The following is a 24,978-nucleotide window of genomic DNA, read 5'->3' on the forward strand; positions in this document are numbered from 1 at the left end:
CTAATCTTCTACTTCTTCAGTTTCTTGTTCTTCTTCTGGTTGGACAAGAGCAAAGGTCATGATTTTAGCATCTTGGTCAAGACGCATGATTTTAACACCCAATGTTGCACGACCAGTTTGAGAAATATCAGCGACACTTGTACGAATCATAACACCTGTATCTGTGATAACCATGATATCTTCATCGCCGTTAACTGTTACAAGTCCAGCCAATTGACCATTTTTTTCAGTGATATTAGCAGTCTTGATACCTTTACCACCACGGCCTTTAGTTGGGTATTCAGAAGCTAGTGTACGTTTACCATAACCTTTTTCAGTAATGACAAGAACTTCTTGGTCATCTGTAATACGTGAAGCTCCGATAACTTCATCGCCTTCACGAAGGTTAACACCACGAACACCAGTTGCTGAACGGCTCATGCTACGAACATCAGATTCGTTAAAGCGAACGCTGTAACCAGTCTTAGTTCCGATGATAATATCATCATTACCGTTTGTTCGGATAACGTTGATTAACTCATCACCTTCTTTTAAGTTAAGGGCTTTAAGACCGTTTTGTCGGATATTGCTAAACTCAGACTCTTTAGTACGTTTTACAACACCTTGGCGTGTGACAAAGAACAAGTAATTTTCGTTATCGTCACTGCCTTTTTCACTAATAATAGTTTGAACAGTTTCACCTTCATCAAGTTTTAGAAGGTTAACAATTGGCAATCCTTTAGCTGTACGACCGTATTCAGGGATTTCATAACCTTTCAAGCGGTAAACACGTCCTTTATTGGTCATGAAGTATACATGGTCATGGGTATTTGTCGAAACTAATTCACGAACAAAATCGTCGTCGTTGACACCAGTTCCTTGAACACCACGTCCACCACGACGTTGAGCACGGAATTCGTCTTGAGCAAGACGTTTGATGTATCCTTTGTTTGAAAGAGTAATCAAAACATCTTCTTCTTCAATCAAATCTTCATCTTCAAGTGAAAGAACTTCACCAACCATCAATTCTGTACGACGTGGATCAGCGTATTTGCGTTTAATCTCATCCATTTCTTCTTTGATGATTGTGATAACACGTTCTGGTTTTGCCAAAATATCAGCCAAATCAGCAATCAATGCAAGAAGGTCATCGTATTCAGCTTGGATTTTTTCGCGTTCCAAACCTGTCAAACGACGAAGACGCATATCAAGGATAGCTTGGCTTTGACGTTCAGATAAGTTGAAGCGACTCATCAATTCGCCTTGAGCGATTACATCTGTTTCACTATTACGGATGATGCTAATGACTTCATCAAGGTGATCAAGAGCAATTAACAAACCTTCTAAGATGTGCGCGCGTTTTTCAGCTTTCGCTTTATCGAACTCTGTACGACGAACGATCACTTCTTTTTGGTGTTCAATGTAATCAACAATGATTTGTTTCAAAGAAAGAATCTTCGGAACACCATTTTCAATAGCAAGCATGTTAAAGCTAAAGTTTGTTTGCAAACTAGTAAGTTTGAACAAGTTATTTAGAATAACGTTTGCTGATGCGTCACGACGCACTTCAATGATAAATCGGATACCTTCACGGCTTGATTCATCACGAACAGCTGTGATTCCTTCGATACGTTTTTCTTGTGCTAAACGAACGATGTGTTCGTGAACTTTTGTCTTGTTAACTCCGTATGGGAATTCTGTGACAACAATACGTTCACGACCGCTCTTAGTTGTTTCGATTTCAGTACGTGAACGAAGAACGATAGAACCTTTACCAGTTTCATATGCTTTACGAATTCCAGATTTACCCATAACAAGAGCTCCTGTTGGGAAATCAGGACCAGGCAATACTTCCATCAACTCACGTGTTGTGACATCAGGATTATCCATAACCAGTTTAACGGCATCAATAGATTCCCCTAAGTTGTGTGGTGGAATATTTGTTGCCATACCAACGGCAATACCTGTCGCACCGTTCACGAGCAAGTTAGGAAAACGTGATGGCAAAACAAGTGGTTCACGTTCACTACCATCGTAGTTATCTTGGAAATCAACAGTATTCTTGTTAATATCACGAAGCATTTCAAGAGCGATTTTACTCATACGTGCTTCTGTATAACGTTGTGCGGCTGCGCCGTCTCCGTCCATAGAACCAAAGTTTCCGTGTCCGTCAACGAGCATGTGGCGGTAGCTCCACCATTGTGCCATACGCACCATTGCTTCATAAATTGATGAATCACCGTGTGGGTGATATTTACCCATAACATCACCGGTGATACGTGCAGATTTCTTATGAGGTTTATCTGGCGTTACACCGAGCTCATTCATCCCGTACAAGATACGACGATGAACTGGTTTCAGTCCATCACGTACATCAGGAAGAGCACGAGCAACAATAACAGACATGGCGTAATCAATAAAACTTGTCTTCATTTCTGAAGTTAGATTTACGTCAATTAAATTCTTATCCTGCATTAAGGAAAAACACTCCTTTTCTAGTGTAAAACTCAACTATATTATACCACAAAAAACACATTAAAACCATATCATGACCAATCTCCTTTTACGTCTTATTAACTAAATGTAAGATTAACTACAAAAGTTTTCCTAAGTATTTTCAAAGCTAGAAAAAGACCAAAAAACAGTAAAACTTTTATGAAAAATTCACTATCTTTTTATGAGAAAAGCTGACTTTTTTCAGCTAAAAATTTTGCTTTCTTCTTTTTTCAAATTTTTACAATAAGTTCGTGACATTTCTCACTTAACGTGTTAAAATATTATTCGTATGGGCGTCAGCCTAAAAAAATTAAGGAGATGTTTAGATAAATGACTGCAACTAAACAACACAAAAAAGTTATCCTTGTTGGTGACGGTGCCGTAGGTTCTTCTTACGCATTCGCACTTGTAAACCAAGGAATCGCTCAAGAACTTGGTATCATCGAAATCCCACAATTGTTCAACAAAGCTGTTGGGGATGCTGAAGACCTTAGCCACGCTCTTGCTTTCACTTCACCTAAAAAAATCTACGCAGCTAAATACGAAGACTGTGCAGATGCTGACCTTGTAGTTATCACTGCAGGTGCTCCACAAAAACCAGGTGAAACTCGTCTTGACCTTGTTGGTAAAAACCTTGCTATCAACAAATCAATCGTAACTGAAGTTGTTAAATCTGGATTCAAAGGAATCTTCTTGGTTGCTGCAAACCCAGTTGACGTCTTGACTTACTCAACATGGAAATTCTCTGGATTCCCTAAAGAACGCGTTATCGGTTCAGGTACTTCACTTGACTCAGCTCGTTTCCGTCAAGCATTGGCTGAAAAACTTGATGTTGATGCTCGTTCAGTTCACGCATACATCATGGGTGAACACGGTGACTCAGAATTCGCTGTTTGGTCACACGCTAACGTTGCCGGTGTAAACCTTGAAAGCTACCTTAAAGACGTTCAAAACGTTGAAGAAGCTGAATTGGTTGAACTTTTCGAAGGTGTTCGTGACGCTGCTTACTCAATCATCAACAAAAAAGGTGCTACATTCTACGGTATCGCTGTTGCGCTTGCTCGTATCACTAAAGCAATCCTTAACGATGAAAACGCAGTACTTCCACTTTCTGTATTCCAAGAAGGTCAATACGCTAACGTAACTGACTGCTACATCGGTCAACCAGCTATCGTTGGTGCACACGGTATCGTTCGTCCAGTTAACATTCCATTGAATGACGCTGAACAACAAAAAATGGAAGCTTCTGCTAAAGAATTGAAAGCTATCATCGACGAAGCTTTCTCTAAAGAAGAATTTGCTTCTGCTTGCAAAAACTAATTTCTAGTTTTTCAAAATAAAAAGCTATCCTTTCGGATAGCTTTTTTTGTGTCTTATTTTGCATTTAAGGCAGCCATTGTGATGTAGTTGTACGGCTTATTGAAGTGAGGTAAGAAGAATAAATCTGTGAGAGCTAATTTATCAATCGTTACGCCTTCTTGAATAGCTAGTGAGAAAAGGTGAATACCTAATGAAACATCTGCCATAGCCAGCATCTGAGCGCCTAGTACACGTCTGCTTTCTTTGTCATAAACAATCTTTAAAGTGACTTCGAAGTTATTTTTCTCGATGAAATCTGGTTTTTGTTTATCACTGTATTCAACTTCTTCTGCGTCAAAGCCTTTAGCTTTTGCTTTTTCAAGTGTTAAACCAGTTGATAGCATATTTAAACCATAAATGGAAATACCGTTTGAACCTTGCACACCAATTCCTTCAAGATTGTGTCCGCAAGCATTATGCGCAGCAACGATACCTGTCCTTACTGCATTTGAGGCTAGTGCGATATAATCTGTTTCCCGAGAAGCATTGTTATAAATGGTTGCACAATCACCGATAGCATAAACGCCTGGAATACTTGTTTCTTGTTTTTTATCAACGAGAAAAGCGCCGTTTTTGAAAAGTTCAGCTTTTCCAGCAGCAAGGTTTGTATTTGGTCTAAAGCCAACAGCAAGGATAACCATATCAACATTATAACTTGCTTTATCCGTGATGATTTTTTCAACTTTTGTTTTTCCGACAACTTCTTTAACGGTTTCTCCGAAAGCTAACTTGATGCCATGAGCTTGAAGATTATTTGCCATAATGGCACTTAAATCTTCGTCATAATAACCTGCAAGACATGTATCAGCAACATCAATCAATGTCACTTCTTTTCCTTTACGTTGAAAGGCTTCTGCTAATTCTACACCAATGTAACCAGCACCCACAACTGCAACACGTGAAATCTCTTTTTCCTTAAGCTTTTCAATGACATCTTGAGCATTTTGATAGAGTTTTACAAACTGAATGTTTTCCAACTTAGCTTCAAATTCTTGGCTATCTTCTTTTAGCTCAACTCCCTTAATCGGTGGAATAATCGGCCTTGAACCTGTCGCAAAAATCAATTTATCGTAGCTTTCTAGATGTGGCTTACCGTCAACTAGAGCCGTCACCAATTTCTTATCGTAATCAACTGACTCTACAGGAGAATTCATGTAAATTCTTGCGCCCAACTGCTCAAGTTCTTCTTTATTTGAATAAAAAAGCCCTTCTGGTCCTGAAATCTGCTGACCAATCCATAAAGCCATCCCACATCCTAAAAATGAGATATTTGAATTTTGATCAAATACCACCACTTCGTTTTCAGAACCATAGTTAGTTAACATCGTTTTTATGCAAGCTGTACCAGCGTGATTTGCTCCAATTACAACAATTTTACTCATAGAAGTAACCTCGATTATCTTATTTATTAAGGTAACTATATCATATATTTAAAACGCTTACAATTATTTAGCTTAAAAAATAAGTTGGCATAATACCAACTTATTTGTTTTATTTCGATTTAATGTAGTTAACACCATCTGCTTTTGGTGCAACAGCTTTACCGAAGAAGGCTGCTAAGACAACGATTGTCAATACATATGGTGCAACTTTAAGGTAAACAGATGGAATGCTTGAGAAGAATGGTAATTGTGCTCCAATAATCGCAAGAGATTGTGATAAACCGAAGAATAGACTTGAAAGCATAGCACCAACTGGATTCCAACGACCAAAAATCATAGCAGCAAGAGCGATGAAACCAGGACCTGCAATTGTTGTAACCGCAAAGTTATTTGAAATAGTTTGTGCGTAAACAGCACCACCGATTCCTCCAAGGAAACCTGAAATCATAACACCTGCGTAACGCATAAGGTAAACATTAATACCTAGTGTATCAGCTGCTTGTGGGTGTTCACCAACTGAACGAAGGCGAAGACCAAAACGTGTTTTGAAGATGATGTACCATGAAATAAATGACACCAAAATCGCTACATAAGCCACTAATGATGTATTGTTGAAGAAGATTTTTCCGATAAATGGAATATCTTTTAAAATCGGGAATGAAAAACGACCGAATGTTTGAGTAATTGTATCTGTTTGACCTTTACCAAACAAGTGACGGCATTGGAAAACCGCAAATGATGGTGCAATCAAGTTCAATACTGTACCAGACACTACGTGGTCAGCACGTAAATTAATAGTTGCTACTGCGTGGATAAGTGAGTACAAGAGACCAACTAAACCAGCAACAATTGAAGCAACCCAAGGTGTCGCATGTCCGAAAACATCAGCATATGTAAGGTTGAACAAAACACCTGAGAAAGCACCCATGACCATGATCCCTTCAAGACCGACGTTAACGATACCTCCGCGTTCAGAGAATGTTCCACCGATACTTGTGAAAATCAAAGGTGCAGAATAAATTAGCATGGAAGAAACTAATAGGGCTAACGTTGTTGAAAAACTCATCTTACTTTCCTCCTTCTTCTTTTTTAGTTTTAATAAATTGACGAATCAAGTAGTCAGCTCCAACGAAGAAGATGATGAATGCTGACACAACATCGATAACTTCTGATGGGATACCAATCATACCTGTTTTACCGATTGAAAGAACGGCATACAAGAATGAAGCAAATGGAATACCAAGAGCTGTATTAACAGCAAGTAGAGATACGGCCATTCCGTCCCATCCGATACTTAATGAGCTTGTTTGAGAATAAACATTTCCGAATGTTCCAAGACCTTCAACAGTACCACCAAGACCAGCAAGAGCACCTGAGATAATCATTGAAACTACAATCAAATGTTTAGCTGACATACCAGCGTATTCAGCAGCATGTGGGTTAATCCCTACAGAAGTAATTTCATAACCCAGTGTTGTTTTACGCATTAAGAACCATACGATAAAGACAGCAAATAAGGCGATGAAAATACCGATGTTGATACGTGAGTTATCTGTTAAAGCAGATAACCATTCTGTTTGATATGATGCATTTTCAGAAACTTTGATAGTTGCTTCTGTTGTACGCATGATTTTATCTGGAAAGACATCTTGGATAAGGTATTGTGTTCCGTACAAGATGATGTAGTTCATCATGATTGTAACGATAACTTCACTTGTACCAAGGAAAGCACGTAAAATACCAGGAATTGCTCCAGCGATACCACCAGCAATAAGACCAACCAAAACAGTACAAATTACTGAAAATGGTTTTGGTAAATCAGGGAATGACAAAGCAAACCAAACTGACATTACCCAACCCATTAACGCTTGACCAGGAAGACCAACGTTAAAGAAACCAGCTTTTGAAGCAACTGAGAAACCAAGGGCAATCAGGATAAGTGGACCCATTGCACGGAAGATTTCACCAATATTTTTTACTGAACCAAATGCAGTGTAAAGCAAATCGTTATATGCCCACAAAGGATTGTATCCGAAGCAAAGCATAAGGATTGCTCCGAGTAACATTCCAAGGAATACTGCAATCAATGGAACAGCCCATTTTTGGGTTTTCTTAGACATTAACATTAGAATCCTCCTTTTCCACTTTTCCACCAGCCATCAAAATACCAAGTTCTTGTTTATTGGTTGTGGCAGCGTCTAAGATACCTTGAATTTTACCATCATGAATAACGGCAATACGGTCGGAAACATCAAGGATTTCATCTAATTCAAAACTAATAACTAAAACGGCTTTACCTTTATCACGTTCGGCAACCAAACGTTTACGAATATATTCAATCGCACCGACGTCAAGTCCACGTGTTGGTTGACTTACGATAAGCAAATCAGGATTGCGGTCGATTTCACGAGCAATAACAGCTTTTTGTTGGTTACCACCTGAAAGGGCACCACCTGATACCAATTCACTTGCAGCACGAACATCGAATTCAGCCATCAATTGACGAGCGTGTTCATTCAACTTGTGATAGTTCATGAAACCATGTTTACTGAACGGCTCTTTATAGTAAGTTTGAAGAGCAATATTTTCAGCAATTGTCATATCAAGAACCATACCATCACGGTGACGATCTTCTGGTACGTGCCCAACACCCAATTCAGTAATCTTACGTGGACGTTGGTTTGTCATGTCAACACCTTTGATGAAGAAATTACCTGATTCAACTTTACGCAAACCAGTCAATGCTTCAACCAATTCTGTTTGACCATTTCCATCGATACCTGCGATACCAACGATTTCACCAGCACGAACATCCAATGACAATTCTTTAACAGCTGGAACGCCTCGGTTTTCGTTAACAACTAAATCTTTGATTGAAAGAACAACGTCTTTTGGATTAGCTGGAATTTTATCTGTTTTGAATGAAACAGCACGACCAACCATCATTTCAGCCAATTCGTTACTTGTTGAATCAGCGACAGGAACTGTTTGAATTGATTTACCGTGACGGATAACTGTAACTCGGTCTGCTACGGCACGAATTTCATCAAGTTTGTGAGTAATTAAGATGATTGATTTGCCTTCTTTAACCAAATTACGCATAATATCAAGCAATTCAGTAATTTCAGAAGGTGTTAAAACAGCTGTTGGTTCATCAAAGATAATGATATCAGCTCCGCGGTAAAGTGTTTTTAAGATTTCAACACGTTGTTGCGCACCAACTGAAATATCAGAAATTTTAGCAGACGGATCTACGGCTAAACCGTATTTCTCTGATAATTCTTTGATTTCTTTACTTGCTTTTTTAAGGTCAAGGATTCCAGGACCTTTTGTTACTTCATTACCCAAGATAATGTTTTCAGCAACTGTAAAAGCTTCAACCAACATAAAGTGTTGGTGAACCATTCCAATGCCCATCTTAGCAGATTTAGATGGTGAATCTAGTGTAGCTTCTTCACCTTTTACCAAGATTTGACCACTTGTTGGTTGCAAAAGACCAGCAAGCATATTCATCAAAGTCGATTTACCGGCACCATTTTCTCCAAGAAGAGCATGGATTTCACCTTTTCTGACTTCTAAATTAATATGGTCATTTGCGACAAAATCACCAAATTTCTTGGTAATCTCACGCATTTCTATGACGTTTTCATGTGTCATTTGTGATCCCTTTCAGTCTAATAATAATTTTTAGGTCAGTTAAGCCCATTAAAAGACTTTTAATGAACTTAACTGAGATAAAAATGACTTTTTATCTCAGCCCCTGAAAAAAGGCGACCAAATTGGTCGCTTTTTTCAAAAGAGCGATTATTTTTTCACGCCGTCATCAACTTTTACTTCGCCTTTGATAACTTTTTCTTTTGCAGCATCTACAGCAGATTTGATGTTATCAGGAAGGTTTGTAGTAACAAGATCTACACCACCGTCTTTAAGACCGTATGTACGAGTTTGGTTACCACCGAATTTTTCATCTTTAAGTTGACCGTTAGCGATATCTTTAACAACTTGACCTACTTCTTTGATTGTTGAAGTCAAAACAAAGTTTGATTTCACTTTATCTGATGAAGTGTAGTTACCTTCTTCAGTTTGGTCACGGTCTACACCGATAACCCAAACTTTTTGATCGCTATCAGCTGGTAATTTTTCGTTGATTTCTTTAGCTTGTGAGAAGACACCAGTACCTGAACCACCAGCAGCATGGTAAATAACATCAGCACCGCTAGCGTACATTGTTGCAGCGATTGTTTTACCTTTAGCTGAGTCAGAGTATGAACCAGCGTATTGAACGTCAACTTTGATTGAGCTGTCTACTGAAGCAACACCTTCTTTGAATCCAGTTTCAAAACGAGTGATTGTGTCAGATTCTACACCACCTACAAAACCAACGTGTTTTGTTTTAGTTTGCATTGCAGCTGCGATACCTGCAAGGTAAGCACCTTCGTTATCTGCGAACAATACACTTTCAACGTTTTTGTGGTCTGCAACAACATCATCGATGATAACATAGTTTGTATCTTCGTTTTGTGGAGCAGCTTCATCAACTGCATCGTGAAGGTTGTAACCAATTGCAAAAACAAGGTTGTAACCATTTGAAACAGCTGAGTCAAGGTTTGTTGCATAGTCTGACTCACTATCAGATTGGAAGTAAGTGTAGTCAGTATCTTTTTTCAATTTGTTTTCTTTACCCCAAGCTTGCATACCTTCCCAAGCAGATTGGTTGAATGATTTATCATCAACACCACCTGTATCAGTAACGATTGCAGCTTTTACGCTTGAGTTTGAGCTAGAGCTAGATGAATTTGAACGACTACATGCGCCAAGCGCTAATGTTGCTACTGCAGCAAGTCCAAGACCAACAATTTTCTTGTTCATGAAAAATGAACCCTCCTAAAAAACTTATAAGCAACGTTTGTTGCTAAAATCTATCAAGCCAAATGGCTTAATGAACACTCTGAAATAGACATTTAGACGTCTACAAAACTGTGGCAATGTTACCACCTGACCGTCATCGCGACCGTCCACAATGGAAATAGGTTGTTTGTTAAAACTCAAATAGTATTAATGCTTAGTAGCTACCTTCTGCAGCTGTTTCACCATTAACAATTGCAACACCAGAAGATGCTCCAATGCGTGTTGCTCCTGCTTTGACAAATGCTTCTGCATCAGCATATGAACGAGCACCACCTGCAGCTTTTACGCCGATGTTAGGACCGACTGTTTTACGCATAAGGGCAACATCGTGTACATTTGCTCCTGCAGTTGAGAAACCAGTAGATGTTTTAACGTAATCAGCTCCAGCTGCAACTGATAATTGACATGCTTTTTCTTTTTCTTCATCAGTTAAAAGACAAGTTTCAATGATAACTTTTACTAATTTATCGCCACTTGCTTCAACAACAGCACGAATATCATTTTCAACAAAATCATATTCTTTTGCTTTCAAGCGACCGATATTAATAACCATATCAATCTCATCAGCACCGTTTTCGATAGCGTCTTTTGTTTCGAACGCTTTTACACGACTTGTGTTAGCCCCTAGAGGGAATCCGATAACAGTACAAACTTTTACATCAGAATCTTTTAAGGCTTCCGCAGCATGAGAAACCCAAGTTGGGTTAACGCAGACGCTAGCAAAGTTGTATTCTTTAGCTTCAGCAATAAGATTATCAATTTGATCTTGAGTGCTTTCAGGTTTCAATAAAGTGTGATCAATGTATTTGTTAATTGACATTAATATAATTTCCGTTCCTTCCTGAAAATGTTATTTTCATTTCATTAATAATTACACTCTATCTATTCTACCATTTTTTTGATAGAATGTAAGTCTTTTTTGCTATTTTTTTAATAAAGAGAAAAAATGGCAAAAACCGAAAATTCATTAAAACGCTTATTTCGTTTCACTTCTGTATAAAAACCTTATTGTAGCAACCTTTTTGCGTTAAATATGACATATGTGTCATATGTCATATTCGGTATTTCTGAACCTTTTTCTATCATTTTACTATAAACAACAAGATTTTGCGACCATAAAATCAGTGTATTTTAGCTATGTAATCGCTTAAAATTAGTGTATTTTATGATTTTTATGTGAATAATTATACTTTAGAAAGTGACTACCATGTCATAATTATTCTATGACATTTGTCACAAAGCTTGTCATTAAAGGAATCCAACAAAAAAATCCTTATCGAACTAGAAATAATAACTAATTCAATAAAGATTTTTTATTCACTTATTAATTTTTTTCACTGCGTAAAATATAATAGCCTTTATCACGTTTTAAAATCTCAACGTTTCCGAAAATTTCTTCCATTTTAGCTTTAGCACTTGGTGCCCCTTGCTTTTTCTGAATTACAATAGTCAGGTTTCCACCAGCGTTTAAATAGTTAATACTTTCAGAAATAATCGTATGGACAACTTGTTTTCCAGCGCGAATTGGCGGATTACTGATTATATAATCAAATGTCCCAGTCACTTTTTCGTAAATATTTGATTGGAAGATATCGGCGCTGACTCCATTTTTTTGTGCATTTTGCTTGGCTAAATCAATCGCACGATTATTGATATCAACCATAGTTGGTTTAACACCTTGAACTTTAGCTAATGAAATTCCCAAAGGACCGTAACCACATCCAAGATCCAAAAGCGTTTTGTCCTTTTCAAAATCTAAGGTATTTAAAAGGACTTGGCTGCCGTAATCAACCATTTTTTTAGAGAAAACACCTGAATCTGTTAAAAAGGTAAAAGACTGCCCAAGCAAAGTAACCTTCAATTCATGAATGTCATGAGCGCTATCAGGGTTTTCCGCATAATACATTTTAGTCATTCTTCTATCACTTTCTCTTATAATGCACTTCTATTTTATCATACTCTTTCGTCTTATCAAACAATGTAACTGTTTTCAATCGAAGCTTAAAATGCTATAATAGAGTTCATAACCTCTTTAAGGAGTTTCGTATGACTAACGAATTTATTAATTTTGATCTTATTTCTCGCGAGACTTGGCAGGAATTACATCGAAAGACTCAACCTCTTCTTACAGCAGAGGAACTTGAATCAATTAAAAGTTTAAATGATAACATCAGTATTCAAGATGTTATCGAAGTTTACCTTCCATTAATTAGCTTGATTCAGATTTACAAAAACGCTCAAGAAAATTTATCTTTTTCTAAAAGTATCTTCTTAAAAAAAGAAGCGAGTAAACGACCTTTCATCATTGGAATCTCTGGTTCTGTAGCTGTTGGTAAATCAACCACTAGCCGTCTCCTACAACTTCTACTCTCTCGTACATTTAAAGACAGTAAAGTTGAAATGGTTACGACAGACGGATTCATTTACCCAAATAAGGTCTTGATTGAGCAAAATATCTTAGATCGCAAAGGATTTCCTGAAAGTTATAATATGGAACTTCTTTTAAACTTCCTTGATACTGTCAAAAATGGAATGACAGCTCGCATTCCTGTCTACTCACACGAAGTATACGACATCATACCAGATCAAGAGCAAGTTATCGAAGCACCCGATTTCTTGATTGTCGAAGGAATCAACGTTTTTCAGAATCAAAAAAACAAGCGTATCTATATGACAGGTTATTTTGATTTTTCTATTTATATCGATGCTGAAAATGATTTAATTGAAAAATGGTACCTAGAACGTTTTGATAGTTTATTGGAGCTCGCTAAGACTGACCAAACAAACTATTATAATCGTTTTGTCAAAATGCCGCACAAAGATGCTCTAGAATTTGCAAAAATGGTCTGGAAGACAGTCAATCTTGTTAACTTAGAAAAATACATCGAACCTACTCGTAACAGGGCTGAATTGATTTTACACAAGACTGATAATCATAAAATCGATCGTATTTACTTGAAAAAATAAGTAAATTTTCCTGAAACAGTGATTAAGACTTGCCAAAACGCAATAAATTCTATATAATAATGTAGTTAGATTAATTTGGAGGTGAAAACATTGGCAAATATTAAATCAGCTATCAAACGCGCTGAACTTAACGTTAAACAAAACGAAAAAAATTCAGCACAAAAATCAGCTATGCGTTCTGCTATCAAAGCATTTGAAGCTAACCCATCTGAAGAGCTTTTCCGTGCTGCTTCTGCAAGCATCGATAAAGCTGAATCAAAAGGTTTGATTCACAAAAACAAAGCTAGCCGCGATAAAGCACGTCTTGCTGCTAAATTGGCTAAATAATATCCAATGAAAACTCCAAATGGAGTTTTTCTTTTTTCTAATGAACACTCTTACAAACAAAAAGGACGCTTAATGCGTCCCTTTTTTATTTACCAAAATTATGTCGATTGAAACGAACTTCAAAAATCGTTCCTTTTGGATGATTATCTTTTACTTGGATATCACCTTTCAAAGCATCCACAATTTGTTTAGCTAAAGACAATCCTAAACCAAAACCACCTTTTTGGCGTGTCCTTGCCTTATCAACACGGTAAAAACGATCAAAAATTTTCGCTTTGTCAGCATCACTAATACCTGGTCCATTATCAGCGACGGTTAAAATAGTTTGACGGTCCGTTGTTTTCACAGTAAATTCGATGAAACCATCATCATCGGTGTACTTAATCGCATTATCAAACAAGATTGTCATCAATTGTTTAAGCAATGTACGGTCCGTTTTTATTGGACGGTCAGCAGAATTGTGAGCGACAAAAGTTTTACCATTCTCCTCGGCAATCATGTTATAATTCTCAAAAATCTCGTTAAATGTAGATGGTTGAATTTCTTCTAATTCTACCTTCAAACCATCATCTCGTCTAGCAAGATTCAAAAGATTCGTTGTTAGAATGCGCATATTTCGCACTTCATCAAGACTAGCTGCAATACTTTCGGTATTATCAAGAATCGTCGCATCTGGTCGTCTGAAGAGACTTTCAAGTCGGTTTTGAAGCACTGCAAGCGGAGTTCTTAACTCATGACTGGCGTTTTCAACGAATCGTTTTTGTTTTTCATAACTTTCAAGAATTGGCTTACGCATCCAGTTAGCCAAGTAAATACTTGCTAAAATTGAAATCATCCAGAAAATAATCATAACTGAGACAGTTATGGTCACATAACGTTCATTTGCTTCATCTAGCTGACTGACACTAATCAAGAATGTAGCGTACTCAATCGATGGGTAATCACTGCTATACACCCGGGCTGTTAGAACATGATATTTTTCTGTCTGACCAAAGATGGTTGTCATCTTCTCATCTTTAATCTCACCAATTGTGTCTTCATCGACGCTTGATGATAGTGTCCCGAATTGAACAAAAGCATCTAAGGCGTTAACGATTTTACCATTCGTATCATATAAAAGAACGCTGACATTACTTAAGCCAGCGACATTTGAACTAGGCTTACTTTTTCCCGAACCATCTAAAGCATTATTAGATTGCAAGGAATCACTACGCTCCATTGTCCGAGTCACGTAATCACTCGCATTGCTTGCTGCATTTTGCAATGTCGTATCTACAGAAGAATAAAGACCATAACGCATAATCTGCAAAATGATTGTGGTCATGATGATGAAAATCCCTGTAAAGACTGCAAAGAAATGGAAGAAATTAGAAAAAGTTCCTGTAGACAGTTTTCTATGTATGTTATTCAGCATCTTTTAGAATATATCCTACGCTACGTAGTGTTTGTAGATTTTTAGCAAAGCTTGTTCCTTTTAATTTTTTGCGAATCTTAGAAACATAAACTTCGACAACTGAGATTGTTGTATCGCTATCAAAGCCCCAAATGCGGTCAAAGATTTGTGATTTTGGTAAAATAACATTTTGGTTTTGTAAGAAATAAACCAATAAATCAAATTCCTTACCAAGTAATTCAACTTTTTCACCGTTAACGGTTGTTGTGTTGGTTGATGTATCAGCTGTTAATTCATGGTAAGAAAGCGTATTGTCATTAAATTTTCCTGAACGTTTTAAAAGCGCTTGAATACGCATCTTCAATTCTTCAAGATAAAATGGTTTTGTCAAATAATCATCAGCACCAAGTTCAAAACCATGTCCTTTATCATCAAGACTTTCCTTAGCTGTCATAATCAAAACTGGTGTTGTAATGCCTTGTTCGCGTAATTCTTTAAGAACTTGGAAACCATCTTTTTCGGGTAACATCAAATCAAGCAAAATAAGGTCATAAACGCCACTTTCAGCTTCGTAAAGTCCTTCTTCTCCGTCAAAGACTTGCATAACATCTGCAAAATCATCTAAAAAATCAAAGATTGAATTTGACAAACTCAAATCATCTTCTACTAATAAAATCTTAATCATATATCTTGCTCCCTTATTCGTCTTATTATATCATGACTTAACCCTTAAGTCTAAGTATTTAATGCAATAATTTTAGTTTATCAAAAGCATATCGTAAGCAGCTTAAGATTTCCTAAAAACACAAAAAGCGCCTGAGTTTTCACTCAAACGCTCTTTATATTAACTACTATTTTATGGCTGCAAGAGCTTCTTCGACAGCAACTTTACTTGTGCTAATCAAATCAAGACGAGCAGAGATTTCTTTGATACCCATTGTGATGTTACGGCTGATAGCCATATCATTTAATTGTGGTTCAAAGAATGCTTTGTACTCTTCAAGACGTTCAGTTGTCTTGAATGAGTTAGCTGGGTAGATAACGAATTTATCAAAACTCATATCGCCACCAAGTGCAGCTTTAATCCAATCCCAGTTTTCACGAGCCCAAGTCCAAAATGCCCCTTGAGAGAATGGTTTATCAAGGAATGGTCGGTACCAGCTCATTGCCAAGTCTTGAGGTTTAACAACGTCTTTGTTCTTCAATTCAGAAAGTACACGTTCAACTGTTGCATTTTCTTTTGTATTTGACAAAGCTGATGCTAATTGACGTTTGAAGTTACCATCATTAGTTTTCACATAAGTGTCAAGGTAAAGAGATACAAGTTCTTCAGTTTCAGCGTGTTTGATTTGGTTCGCAAGAACTGACATACGAATTGAGGCTGGAATTGCTTCGATGTTGTCTTTGTGTTGGTGGAAAAGAGCCTCCGCTTTTGTGACAGCATCTTCATTATCAGCATACAACATCAATGAAATAGTATTTTGACGAACCATTTCATCTTCGTCTGATTCACCAGCTTTTGGTTCAAATCCTAGACGGTCATAGTTCTTTTGCATCAAACGACTAATCAATGCTTTGAATTGCGCTTGGGCTTGGCTTCCTTCTTCTAAGAAGATATCCAAACCATCAACAACTTGAGAAATAGCTTCCGCTACCAAGTATGATGTTTCATCAGAAAGTTTTGTCAAAAGCGGAACTAACTCAGCGTAAGAAATTTCGCCACTTTCAGCAAGCAAACGACGTTCTTGGATAACTTGAAGTTTTGAAACAGTGTCAAGTTCAGTCAATTGTTCAAGAACTGTATCTAACAAGTCACCTTTGTAGTTTGTAATATAGTGAGCAGTATTTTCTGTATTTAGACGGAAAGCACCTTCGTTTTCAGCAGCAAGCTTGCTGTAATTAGGAATTTCAAGACGAGCTTCTGTTAAAGTATCTGGAAGTCCTTTCCAATTACTATTAAGTGGAATTGGCCAAATACGATTTTCATCAACACTTTCACCGATGAAGAATTGTTTTTGGCTAAGAACAAGTGTATCATCAACCACTTCAGCAGTAACCACTGGATATCCTGGTTGTTCTAACCATGCATCCATGAAAGCTGCAACGTCTTTTCCAGATGCTTCTGATAAAGCATCCCAGAGGTCGCGACCAATTGTATTGCTGTATTGGTGTTTTTCAAAGTAGATTTTAAGGCCTGCACGGAAATCGTCGTCTCCTAACCAACGACGAAGCATGTGCATCAAGCGGCTACCTTTGGCGTAAACGATAGCTGGGTCAAACAAGGTATTGATTTCATCAGGGTGTTTGACTTCAACATGAACTGATTGAACACCATCAGTAGCATCGCGTTTAAGAGCCAATGGAAGACCACCTGTTTGGAAATCTTCAAAGATGTTCCATGATGGTTCAATAGCATCAACAGAAACGTATTCCATCATGTTGGCAAATGATTCATTCAACCATAAATCATCCCACCATTTCATTGTAACAAGGTTACCGAACCATTGGTGAGCTAACTCGTGAGCAACAACAAGTGCAACACTTTGACGGCTCTTAACAGTTGAATTGTCATCAACTAGAAGATAAACTTCACGGTATGTTACCAAGCCCCAGTTTTCCATAGCTCCCGCTGAGAAGTCAGGAAGAGCAACGTGGTATGACAATGGAATTGGGTATTTAACACCGAAGTATTCTTCATAAAAATCAATAACACGAACAGCGATATCAAGTGAGAAATCTAATGATTTAAGCGCATGGGCTTTTGTTGAGAAGACTCCTACTTCAGTACCATTTTTAGTTTTAGCTGTTTTACCTTGCAAATCACCAAGAGCAAAAGCTAGCAAGTATGATGACATGCGAGGTGTTGTGTCAAATGTCCAAAGACCAGTTTCTTTACGACGTTCAGCATCAACTTCAGGCATATTTGAAAGTACGATTTCGCCTTCAGCTTGGTCAAATTTGATGCTCAAATCAAATGTTGCTTTTGCTTCTGGCTCATCGATACATGGGAATGCTTCACGCGCAAAGTGACTTTCAAATTGAGTTGAAATGACTTCTTTTTTTACACCATCAACAGTGTAATATGATGGGTAGATACCAGTCATGTTATCAGTGATATTACCTGAAAACTCAACAACAAGTGTCATTGTTCCCGTTTCTGGCAACTCAACATGAACCGCTTCGTTGTCATTGTCAAGCGTAAACTCAAGGTTTTGGTTGTCTAATAAAACAGAAGCAACAGTTAAATCTTTTTGGTGGAATGAAATAACATTATCTAAAGCTTCACCACTAATGGCAACATTTCCTGAAAAAGTTTTAGCTTGACGGTTAATATCAAGGAAAATATTGTAATTCTCAGGAACAAACTTTTCAATAAAATGTTCTACAGTTTTCATATAACTCCTTTAAAACGTAGAATGAGGACCAACATACTGTTTCCCCCATATCACCTAATCTTTTAAATTTAAGTTTGGTAATAGTATTGTTGTCATTTTTTGTAAATGTCAGAATTGACACACAATACCATCAAACTTCATCATTATATCACAAAATATGATATATGTCAGTTTTAAAAAAGGGCAGCCAAAAAGACTGCCTAGCAGACAGCCTTTAATAGCTTTATAATTCGATGATTTTACCTGTTTTAAGGTAAATGACCCACTCACAAAGGTTACGAGCGTAATCACCGATACGTTCTAAGTAAGTAATAACTTGAAGGTATTCTTTACCCGCAAATACTGTATCTGGTTGTTGGCGGATAGATTCAACAGCCATGTTTTGAATTTCTTTAAAGTAGTTATCAATCACTTCATCAGAAGCAGCAACTTCATAAGCGCGTTCTTCATCACCAGTCACGTAAACGTCAAGCGCTTCTTCGACCATGTTGCGAACAGCTTTACCCATTTTTTTGATTTCTGCCTCTACTTCTGGCAAACGTTCTTCACCTTTAACGCGAATAGTCGCTTTTGCGATAGAGGCTGCATGGTCACCCATACGTTCAACATCACTTGAAGCTTTCAAAACTGTGATAACTGTACGCAAATCTTGTGATACAGGTTGTTGAAGGGCAATAATCTCAAGAGATTTCTTTTCAAGTTTTGTTTCAAAGTTATTGACAATTTCATCACCTTCAATAACTTCTTTTGCCAATTCACGGTCATGGCTGATGAAAGCACGAACTGTTTTGTTAATTTGTGACAACACTTCAGTACCCATAGCGTAGAATTGGTTATGCAATTTTTCTAATTCATCATCAAATTTTGATCTTAACATAATATCATCTCCTTTTGAGTGTTCCCAAAACTAACCAAATTTACCAGTGATATAATCTTCGGTTTCTTTGCATTTAGGATTCATGAACATTTCATGCGTTTTTCCGTATTCAATAAGCTTACCATCAAGGAAGAAACCAGTACGGTCTGAGATACGTGAAGCTTGTTGCATTGAACGTGTTACAAGAAGCATTGTGTATTTGTCTTTCAAACCATAAAGGGTATCTTCAACCTTACCTGCTGAAATTGGGTCAAGGGCTGATGTTGGTTCATCAAGCAAAATGATTTTTGGACTCGTTGCCAAAACACGCGCAACACAGACACGCTGTTGCTGACCACCAGACAAACCAAGCGCTGAATCATGCAGACGGTCTTTAACCTCGTCCCAGATTGAAGCACCAATCAAGGAACTTTCAACTGCTTCATCTAAAACTTGTTTATCCTTAATCCCTTTTAGACGTAAGCCATAAACAACATTTTCATAAATTGACATTGGAAATGGATTCGGTTGTTGGAAAACCATTCCAATTTCCTTACGAAGTTCAACCGTATCTGTTCGTGGACTATAGATGTTGTGTCCATTATAAACGATTGAGCCTGTTAATGTCACCTCTGGATTCAAATCTCCCATTCGATTGATTGAACGAAGAAGAGTTGATTTTCCTGAACCAGATGGCCCAATAAGTGCTGTAATTTCATTAGGATAGAAATCCATAGAGACATTATTGAGCGCTTTTTTCTTATTATAGTAAACAGATAAGTCTCTTACTTTTAAAATAGGTTCTGTCATGTCTTGCCTTTCTAACCAAAGTGTCCTGACACATAATCGCTAGTTGATTGCAATTTGGCATTTTGGAAAATATTATTGGTTTTATCGTATTCGATCAAATCCCCCAAATAGAAGAAGGCTGTATAATCACTAGCACGTGCTGCTTGTTGCATGTTATGAGTAACAATAATGATTGTGTAATCTTTTTTCAACTCAAACATTGTATCTTCCAATTGCATTGTCGCAACAGGGTCAAGGGCTGATGCAGGTTCGTCCATCAGAAGAATATCAGGTTTCACTGCGATAGCACGAGCGATACACAAGCGTTGTTGTTGACCACCTGAAAGGGTGAAGGCTGATTTATGCAAATCATCTTTCACTTGATCCCAGAGAGCGGCTTGTTTTAGAGAAGTCTCAACGATTTCATCTAAAAATTGTTTATCTTTAACACCTGCTCGTTCATAGGCAAATGTAATATTTTTATAAATTGATTTAGCAAATGGATTTGGTCGTTGGAAAACCATTCCGATGTGCTTACGCATTTCGTAAACGTTAATGTTTTTGGCATTAACATCAATACCTTCGTACAAGATTTGTCCAGTAACTTTTGCAATGTCAATGGTATCGTTCATACGATTTAGGCTACGAAGAAAAGTTGATTTACCACATCCTGAAGGTCCGATAAGAGCAGTGATTTTATTTTTTTCAAACTGCATATCAATCCCTTTGATAGCTTCTTTTTGACCATAATAAACGTGAAGGTCTTTTGTCGCAAGGGCTAATTTTTCTTCAGGAAAAGTAATAATATGTCTTTCATTCCAGTTATACTTTGTCATCTCTTCTCCTTTATTTTGCTGACGTTAATTTGGCGTGAAGTTTTTTACCGATATAACGTGCTGAGAGGTTGAAAATTAAGATGAAAATCAAGAGAACTGCAGCACTTCCTTGCGATACTTGAGTCGCATCAGGAATCGTTCCTTCACTATTAACTTTCCAAATGTGAACAGCCAAAGTTTCGGCTTGACGGAAAATTGAAATCGGACTTGTAATACTTAGCGGATTCCAGTTTGACCAATCAAGAGCTGGTGCTGATTGACCGGCTGTGTAGATAAGCGCTGCTGCTTCACCGAAAATACGACCTGAAGCAAGAACGATACCAGTCACAATACTTGGAAGAGCTTCTGGAATAACCACGTGAACTACTGTTTCCCAACGTGACAAACCAAGCGCAAGACCTGCTTCACGTTGTGTGTGGTGAACATTACGAAGACCATCTTCAACATTACGTGTCATTTGTGGAAGGTTAAAAACAGTAAGAGCAAGGGCACCTGAGATGATTGAGAATCCATATTGGAATTGAACAACGAAAATCAAATAACCAAACAAACCAACAACAACAGATGGTAAAGATGAAAGGATTTCAATACATGTTCTGATGAAGTTAGTAAAACGTCCTTTTTTCGCGTATTCAGATAAGTAAATCCCTGCTCCCATTGACAAAGGAATAGAAATAACCAATGTGATTACCAAAAGAAAGAGGGAATTATACAATTGAATCCCAATACCACCACCAGCTTCATACGATGATGATTTACCAGTCAAGAATGACCAGTTAACATGAGGTAATCCATTTACCAAGATATATAGTAGTAATGATGCCAAAATCGCAACAATAATTCCAGCAATTGTATAGAGAATTCCTGTTGCTAACTTATCAAATTTCTTAGCGTGCATAGTTTCTCTTTCTTTCTCTTGTAATAAATTTAACAAGCATGTTGAATCCTAAGCTCATGATGAGTAGAACCAACGCTAGTGACCAAAGAACATTATTTTGAACAGTTCCCATAACGGTATTACCGATTCCCATTGTAAGAACGGATGTTAGGGTTGCTGCTGGAGTTGTTAGGGATGTTGGTACAACAGCTGAGTTACCAACAACCATTTGGATAGCTAAGGCTTCACCAAAGGCACGTGCCATACCGAAAATAACTGCGGTAAAGATACCAGGTCTAGCAGCATTTAAAATAACGCGCCAGATTGTTTGCCAACGAGTGGCTCCCATCGCTAAACTAGCTTCTTTATAATGTCTTGGCACTGCTTTTAAACTATCGATTGTCATGAAGGTTACCGTTGGTAAAATCATAACAAACAAAACGCAGACACCAGATAAGATACCGAACCCAGTTCCACCAAAGATAGAACGTGTAAATGGAACGATAACTTGCAAACCAATGAATCCATAAACAACAGATGGAATACCTGTCAATAATTCAATAGCTGGTTGAAGAATTTTGGCTCCATATTTTGGAGAAATTTCTGTCATAAAGACTGCCGCACCAATAGCAATCGGAGTTGCTACCAAGGCAGACAAAATAGTTACAATAAATGATCCCAAAATCATTGGAAGAGCTCCAAATGATCCTGAACTTGGATCCCATTTACTTCCAAAGAGGAATGTGATTGGATTAACACCATCAACAAAGAAGGTTGATAATCCTTTTTGGGCAACGAAGATTAAAATCATTGCCACGATGAAAACAATCAGTACTAAACAAAAGAATGTGATGCCTTTTCCGAACTTCTCAAGGCGAGAATTTTTTGAAGGCGTTGTTAACTGTTTCTCAAGATCTTGATTTCTCATAGTATCTCCTTATTTTGCTGTAACAGTGCCATCAGCTGATTTGGTAACTTTCATTTCGTTAACTGAAATGTAACCCATGTGTTCAACGACACCTTTTTGAACCTCATCACTCATGACGAAATCCAAGAATTCTTTAGTCAAACCAGTTGGTTTCCCTTTAGTGTACATATGTTCATATGACCAAAGCGGCCAATTATTTTTGGTTACATTTTCAACTGTTGGTTTATAACCGTTTAGACGAATTGTCTTAACAGAACTATCAACGTAAGCAAAAGCAAGATAAGAAATAGCTCCTGGAGTTTGCGATACGATTGACTTAACCATACCGTTTGAGTCTTGTTCTTGACTTTGAATAGCTGAATCACCTTTCATGATGATGCTATCAAACGTCGCACGTGACCCAGAACTTGCTGCACGGTTAATAATAGAAATAGCTAAGTCTGGCCCACCAACTTCTTTCCAGTTTGTAATTTTACCAGTGAAGATTTGGTGTAATTGCTCAGTGGTTAGATTGCTAACAGGAACTTTTTTGTTAACAATAACCGCAAGACCTGCTACTGCTACTTGGTGATCCACCAACTTATCAGCATTGATACCTTCTTTTTCTTCTGCGAAAAGATCGCTATTACCTATTTGAACAGCCCCTGACTGAACTTGTGAAAGACCTGTACCAGATCCACCACCTTGGACATTGACTGTCTTACCAATATTCGTCGATCCGAACTCATCAGCGGCAGCTTCAACAAGTGGTTGCAAAGCTGTCGATCCTACGCTGGTAATCGACTGACCCTTGTCAATCCAGCTTGAACAACCAGATAGGACAAAGGCTACTGAGGTAGCTAGCAATAAAAAGCTAAGAATTTTCATTTTTTTCATTTGCGATTCCTACTTCTTTTTGAAAATAAAAAGTAATTGACATGAAGTGTTACAAACACCTCACATGCAAATAGTAACATATCACTGAAAGCTTGAAAAGTGGTTTTCAGGCCATCACATTCAAAAATTGTACCTATAACAGTTTAAGGATTAAAGCGAAGTCCTTTTGGAAAGTAATTTTTCAGAATATTCCCAGTAACTTTTGCAAAACCTATGCCGTTGCCGTTTACAGAAACTAAATACCAACCATTTTTTAATGGATTTTCTAAGTTTATGACATTTCCTGTAACATAAACCTTGAACTGTTCTATATCAATTTCTACAAACTGTTCTACGTCATTTGGTGAAAGGGCTAAGCCCAATGCAAAAGATGGTTCGAAACGATTTTTCTTAAATGTTCCTAGGTGAAGTCCATTACGAGCAATTTTTAATTTACCTAAATCAGGCAATCCTTCTGGCAACAAATAAAGGTTATCACCAAAGGTTTGTAGGAGCCCATTTAGCTCAATTTTTAGATGTTTTTTGGCGAAATCTTGCCAAAGATTAAGCTGATCTTTTATTAGATTAGATTTAACTGGCTTAACTTTGCGGTGAGCTGGTTCCCTCGTATCATGTAGCTTAGCAACAAATTGCCCTTCACCTTTAAAGCGGTGTGGATACATGCGAGCAACCTCTGGCATATCAATTCCTTCAGCCATTCCATTGATTTTTTCAATCGGAAGAAGCTCAAGATAATCGTATTCTGACAATAGCCAGTTCACGACGCCTTCGTTTTCCTCTGGGGACCAAGTACATGTTGAGTAGACCAGTGTTCCACCAGGCGCTAGCATTTTCATTGCTTCTTCTAAAATCTCTTTTTGAAGACTCGCGCACTCTGCAGGATAACCTTCATGCCAATACTGAGTAGCTTGAGGATCCTTACGAAACATGCCCTCTCCAGAACAAGGTCCATCAAAAACAATCAAATCAAAGTATTCTTTGAAGACTTTGGCTAATCTGTCTGAGCTTTCATTGGTTACAACAACATTTTTAGCTCCAAAACGTTCCACGTTCTCAACCAGAATTTTACTGCGCTTGTTGGAAATTTCATTACTGACCAAAACACCAGTATTATTCATGTAAGAAAGAAGGTGAGTAGATTTACCACCCGGTGCTGCTGCTAAATCAAGCACGCGCATGTGCTCACCCGGTGCTGCAACTTGAGCAACCATTTGAGCAGCAGGTTCTTGAGAATAGACCAGACCAGAAACATGTTCAGCAGACTTACCAGAAACTTTTCCATAATGACCCCAAGGGGTATTTGGAATAGGATCTTCAAAAACATGCTGAGCATTTTTCAGAGGATTTACACGAAATCCAGAGACAGCTTCTTGATCAAATGTAGCAAAGAAATCATCTGCTTCTTGTCCAAGAAGATTACGGTATTTTTCAATAAATTTATCAGGTAATTTCATACTTATATGATAACAATTTCACATATTAATTACAACTTTAAGACAAGGAAATGACTGATTTTGTAGGCATTTTAAAAGAAAAAAGCAGTTCTTTTTTGAACTACTTAACTTACTGTAAAAATCCTGAAAAAAAGGATTTGATTTCAAAGACTTTCG

At 37.5% G+C, this 24,978-nt stretch carries 21 protein-coding genes; 3 read left to right on the forward strand and 18 right to left on the reverse strand.

The genetic code is table 11. From position 1 onward, the window contains the following. The gene (gyrA, locus tag BLR83_RS02755) at positions 1–2,454 is read right to left on the reverse strand and encodes a DNA gyrase subunit A (protein ID WP_074560189.1); all 2,454 of its coding nucleotides are present in this window, start codon (positions 2,452–2,454) and stop codon (positions 1–3) included. 351 nt (positions 2,455–2,805) lie between these two features. Between gyrA and BLR83_RS02760 the strand changes: the two genes are divergently transcribed. Next, positions 2,806–3,795: an L-lactate dehydrogenase gene (locus BLR83_RS02760; RefSeq protein WP_039696869.1), complete on the forward strand. Its 990-nt coding sequence runs from the start codon at positions 2,806–2,808 to the stop codon at positions 3,793–3,795. A 53-nt stretch (positions 3,796–3,848) separates the two neighbouring features. Here BLR83_RS02760 and nox read toward each other — a convergent pair whose 3' ends face one another. The 7 genes from nox to BLR83_RS02795 form a co-directional block, all read right to left on the reverse strand. Beyond that, entirely contained in the window at positions 3,849–5,216 is a 1,368-nt protein-coding gene (gene nox / locus BLR83_RS02765) for a H2O-forming NADH oxidase (RefSeq protein WP_074560190.1), read from the reverse strand. Between the two features lie 109 nt (positions 5,217–5,325). Beyond that, positions 5,326–6,282, reverse strand: a complete 957-nt coding sequence (locus BLR83_RS02770) for an ABC transporter permease (RefSeq protein ID WP_074560192.1) — start codon at positions 6,280–6,282, stop codon at positions 5,326–5,328. A 1-nt stretch (position 6,283) separates the two neighbouring features. Continuing rightward, entirely contained in the window at positions 6,284–7,336 is a 1,053-nt protein-coding gene (locus BLR83_RS02775; RefSeq protein WP_074561093.1) for an ABC transporter permease, read from the reverse strand. Continuing rightward, positions 7,329–8,873 carry an ABC transporter ATP-binding protein gene (locus BLR83_RS02780; RefSeq protein ID WP_039696866.1) on the reverse strand — a complete coding sequence of 515 codons (1,545 nt, stop codon included), beginning with the start codon at positions 8,871–8,873 and terminating at the stop codon, positions 7,329–7,331. Before BLR83_RS02780 ends, BLR83_RS02775 begins: the two co-directional genes overlap by 8 nt. A 147-nt stretch (positions 8,874–9,020) precedes the next feature. Next, entirely contained in the window at positions 9,021–10,085 is a 1,065-nt protein-coding gene (locus tag BLR83_RS02785; RefSeq protein ID WP_074560194.1) for a BMP family lipoprotein, read from the reverse strand. Between the two features lie 193 nt (positions 10,086–10,278). Then, positions 10,279–10,944, reverse strand: coding sequence for a deoxyribose-phosphate aldolase (gene deoC / locus BLR83_RS02790; RefSeq protein WP_074560196.1), 666 nt, complete (start codon positions 10,942–10,944; stop codon positions 10,279–10,281). 504 nt (positions 10,945–11,448) lie between these two features. Continuing rightward, entirely contained in the window at positions 11,449–12,039 is a 591-nt protein-coding gene (locus tag BLR83_RS02795; RefSeq protein WP_074560197.1) for a class I SAM-dependent methyltransferase, read from the reverse strand. A 131-nt stretch (positions 12,040–12,170) separates the two neighbouring features. Between BLR83_RS02795 and coaA the strand changes: the two genes are divergently transcribed. Together coaA and rpsT are read left to right on the forward strand one after the other, a co-directional pair. Next, positions 12,171–13,091 carry a type I pantothenate kinase gene (gene coaA / locus BLR83_RS02800; RefSeq protein WP_074560199.1) on the forward strand — a complete coding sequence of 307 codons (921 nt, stop codon included), beginning with the start codon at positions 12,171–12,173 and terminating at the stop codon, positions 13,089–13,091. A gap of 75 nt (positions 13,092–13,166) precedes the next feature. Next, positions 13,167–13,418, forward strand: coding sequence for a 30S ribosomal protein S20 (gene rpsT, locus BLR83_RS02805; protein WP_004231769.1), 252 nt, complete (start codon positions 13,167–13,169; stop codon positions 13,416–13,418). A gap of 85 nt (positions 13,419–13,503) precedes the next feature. Here rpsT and BLR83_RS02810 read toward each other — a convergent pair whose 3' ends face one another. The 10 genes from BLR83_RS02810 to BLR83_RS02855 form a co-directional block, all read right to left on the reverse strand. Continuing rightward, the gene (locus tag BLR83_RS02810) at positions 13,504–14,832 is read right to left on the reverse strand and encodes a sensor histidine kinase (protein ID WP_074560200.1); all 1,329 of its coding nucleotides are present in this window, start codon (positions 14,830–14,832) and stop codon (positions 13,504–13,506) included. Further along, on the reverse strand, positions 14,822–15,496 hold the full coding sequence (locus BLR83_RS02815) for a response regulator transcription factor (RefSeq protein WP_074560202.1): 675 nt from the start codon (positions 15,494–15,496) through the stop codon (positions 14,822–14,824). The genes BLR83_RS02810 and BLR83_RS02815 overlap by 11 nt, the downstream gene beginning before the upstream one ends. Positions 15,497–15,662: 166 nt before the next feature. Further along, positions 15,663–18,206, reverse strand: a complete 2,544-nt coding sequence (locus tag BLR83_RS02820) for a M1 family metallopeptidase (protein WP_074560203.1) — start codon at positions 18,204–18,206, stop codon at positions 15,663–15,665. 223 nt (positions 18,207–18,429) lie between these two features. Further along, positions 18,430–19,083, reverse strand: a complete 654-nt coding sequence (gene phoU, locus BLR83_RS02825; protein ID WP_039696860.1) for a phosphate signaling complex protein PhoU — start codon at positions 19,081–19,083, stop codon at positions 18,430–18,432. 30 nt (positions 19,084–19,113) lie between these two features. Next, entirely contained in the window at positions 19,114–19,872 is a 759-nt protein-coding gene (pstB, locus tag BLR83_RS02830) for a phosphate ABC transporter ATP-binding protein PstB (RefSeq protein ID WP_039696859.1), read from the reverse strand. An 11-nt stretch (positions 19,873–19,883) separates the two neighbouring features. After that, positions 19,884–20,687, reverse strand: coding sequence for a phosphate ABC transporter ATP-binding protein PstB (pstB, locus tag BLR83_RS02835; RefSeq protein ID WP_039696858.1), 804 nt, complete (start codon positions 20,685–20,687; stop codon positions 19,884–19,886). Between the two features lie 10 nt (positions 20,688–20,697). Further along, the gene (pstA, locus tag BLR83_RS02840) at positions 20,698–21,585 is read right to left on the reverse strand and encodes a phosphate ABC transporter permease PstA (RefSeq protein WP_039696857.1); all 888 of its coding nucleotides are present in this window, start codon (positions 21,583–21,585) and stop codon (positions 20,698–20,700) included. Then, the gene (pstC, locus tag BLR83_RS02845; RefSeq protein ID WP_039696856.1) at positions 21,575–22,492 is read right to left on the reverse strand and encodes a phosphate ABC transporter permease subunit PstC; all 918 of its coding nucleotides are present in this window, start codon (positions 22,490–22,492) and stop codon (positions 21,575–21,577) included. Before pstC ends, pstA begins: the two co-directional genes overlap by 11 nt. A 9-nt stretch (positions 22,493–22,501) precedes the next feature. Further along, positions 22,502–23,368 carry a phosphate ABC transporter substrate-binding protein PstS gene (locus BLR83_RS02850; RefSeq protein ID WP_074560205.1) on the reverse strand — a complete coding sequence of 289 codons (867 nt, stop codon included), beginning with the start codon at positions 23,366–23,368 and terminating at the stop codon, positions 22,502–22,504. A gap of 143 nt (positions 23,369–23,511) precedes the next feature. Then, positions 23,512–24,822: an RsmF rRNA methyltransferase first C-terminal domain-containing protein gene (locus BLR83_RS02855; protein WP_074560207.1), complete on the reverse strand. Its 1,311-nt coding sequence runs from the start codon at positions 24,820–24,822 to the stop codon at positions 23,512–23,514. Positions 24,823–24,978: the final 156 nt, after the last annotated feature.

This window comes from Streptococcus equinus (assembly GCF_900101445.1).
GTDB classification, from domain to species: Bacteria; Bacillota; Bacilli; order Lactobacillales; family Streptococcaceae; genus Streptococcus; species Streptococcus equinus_B.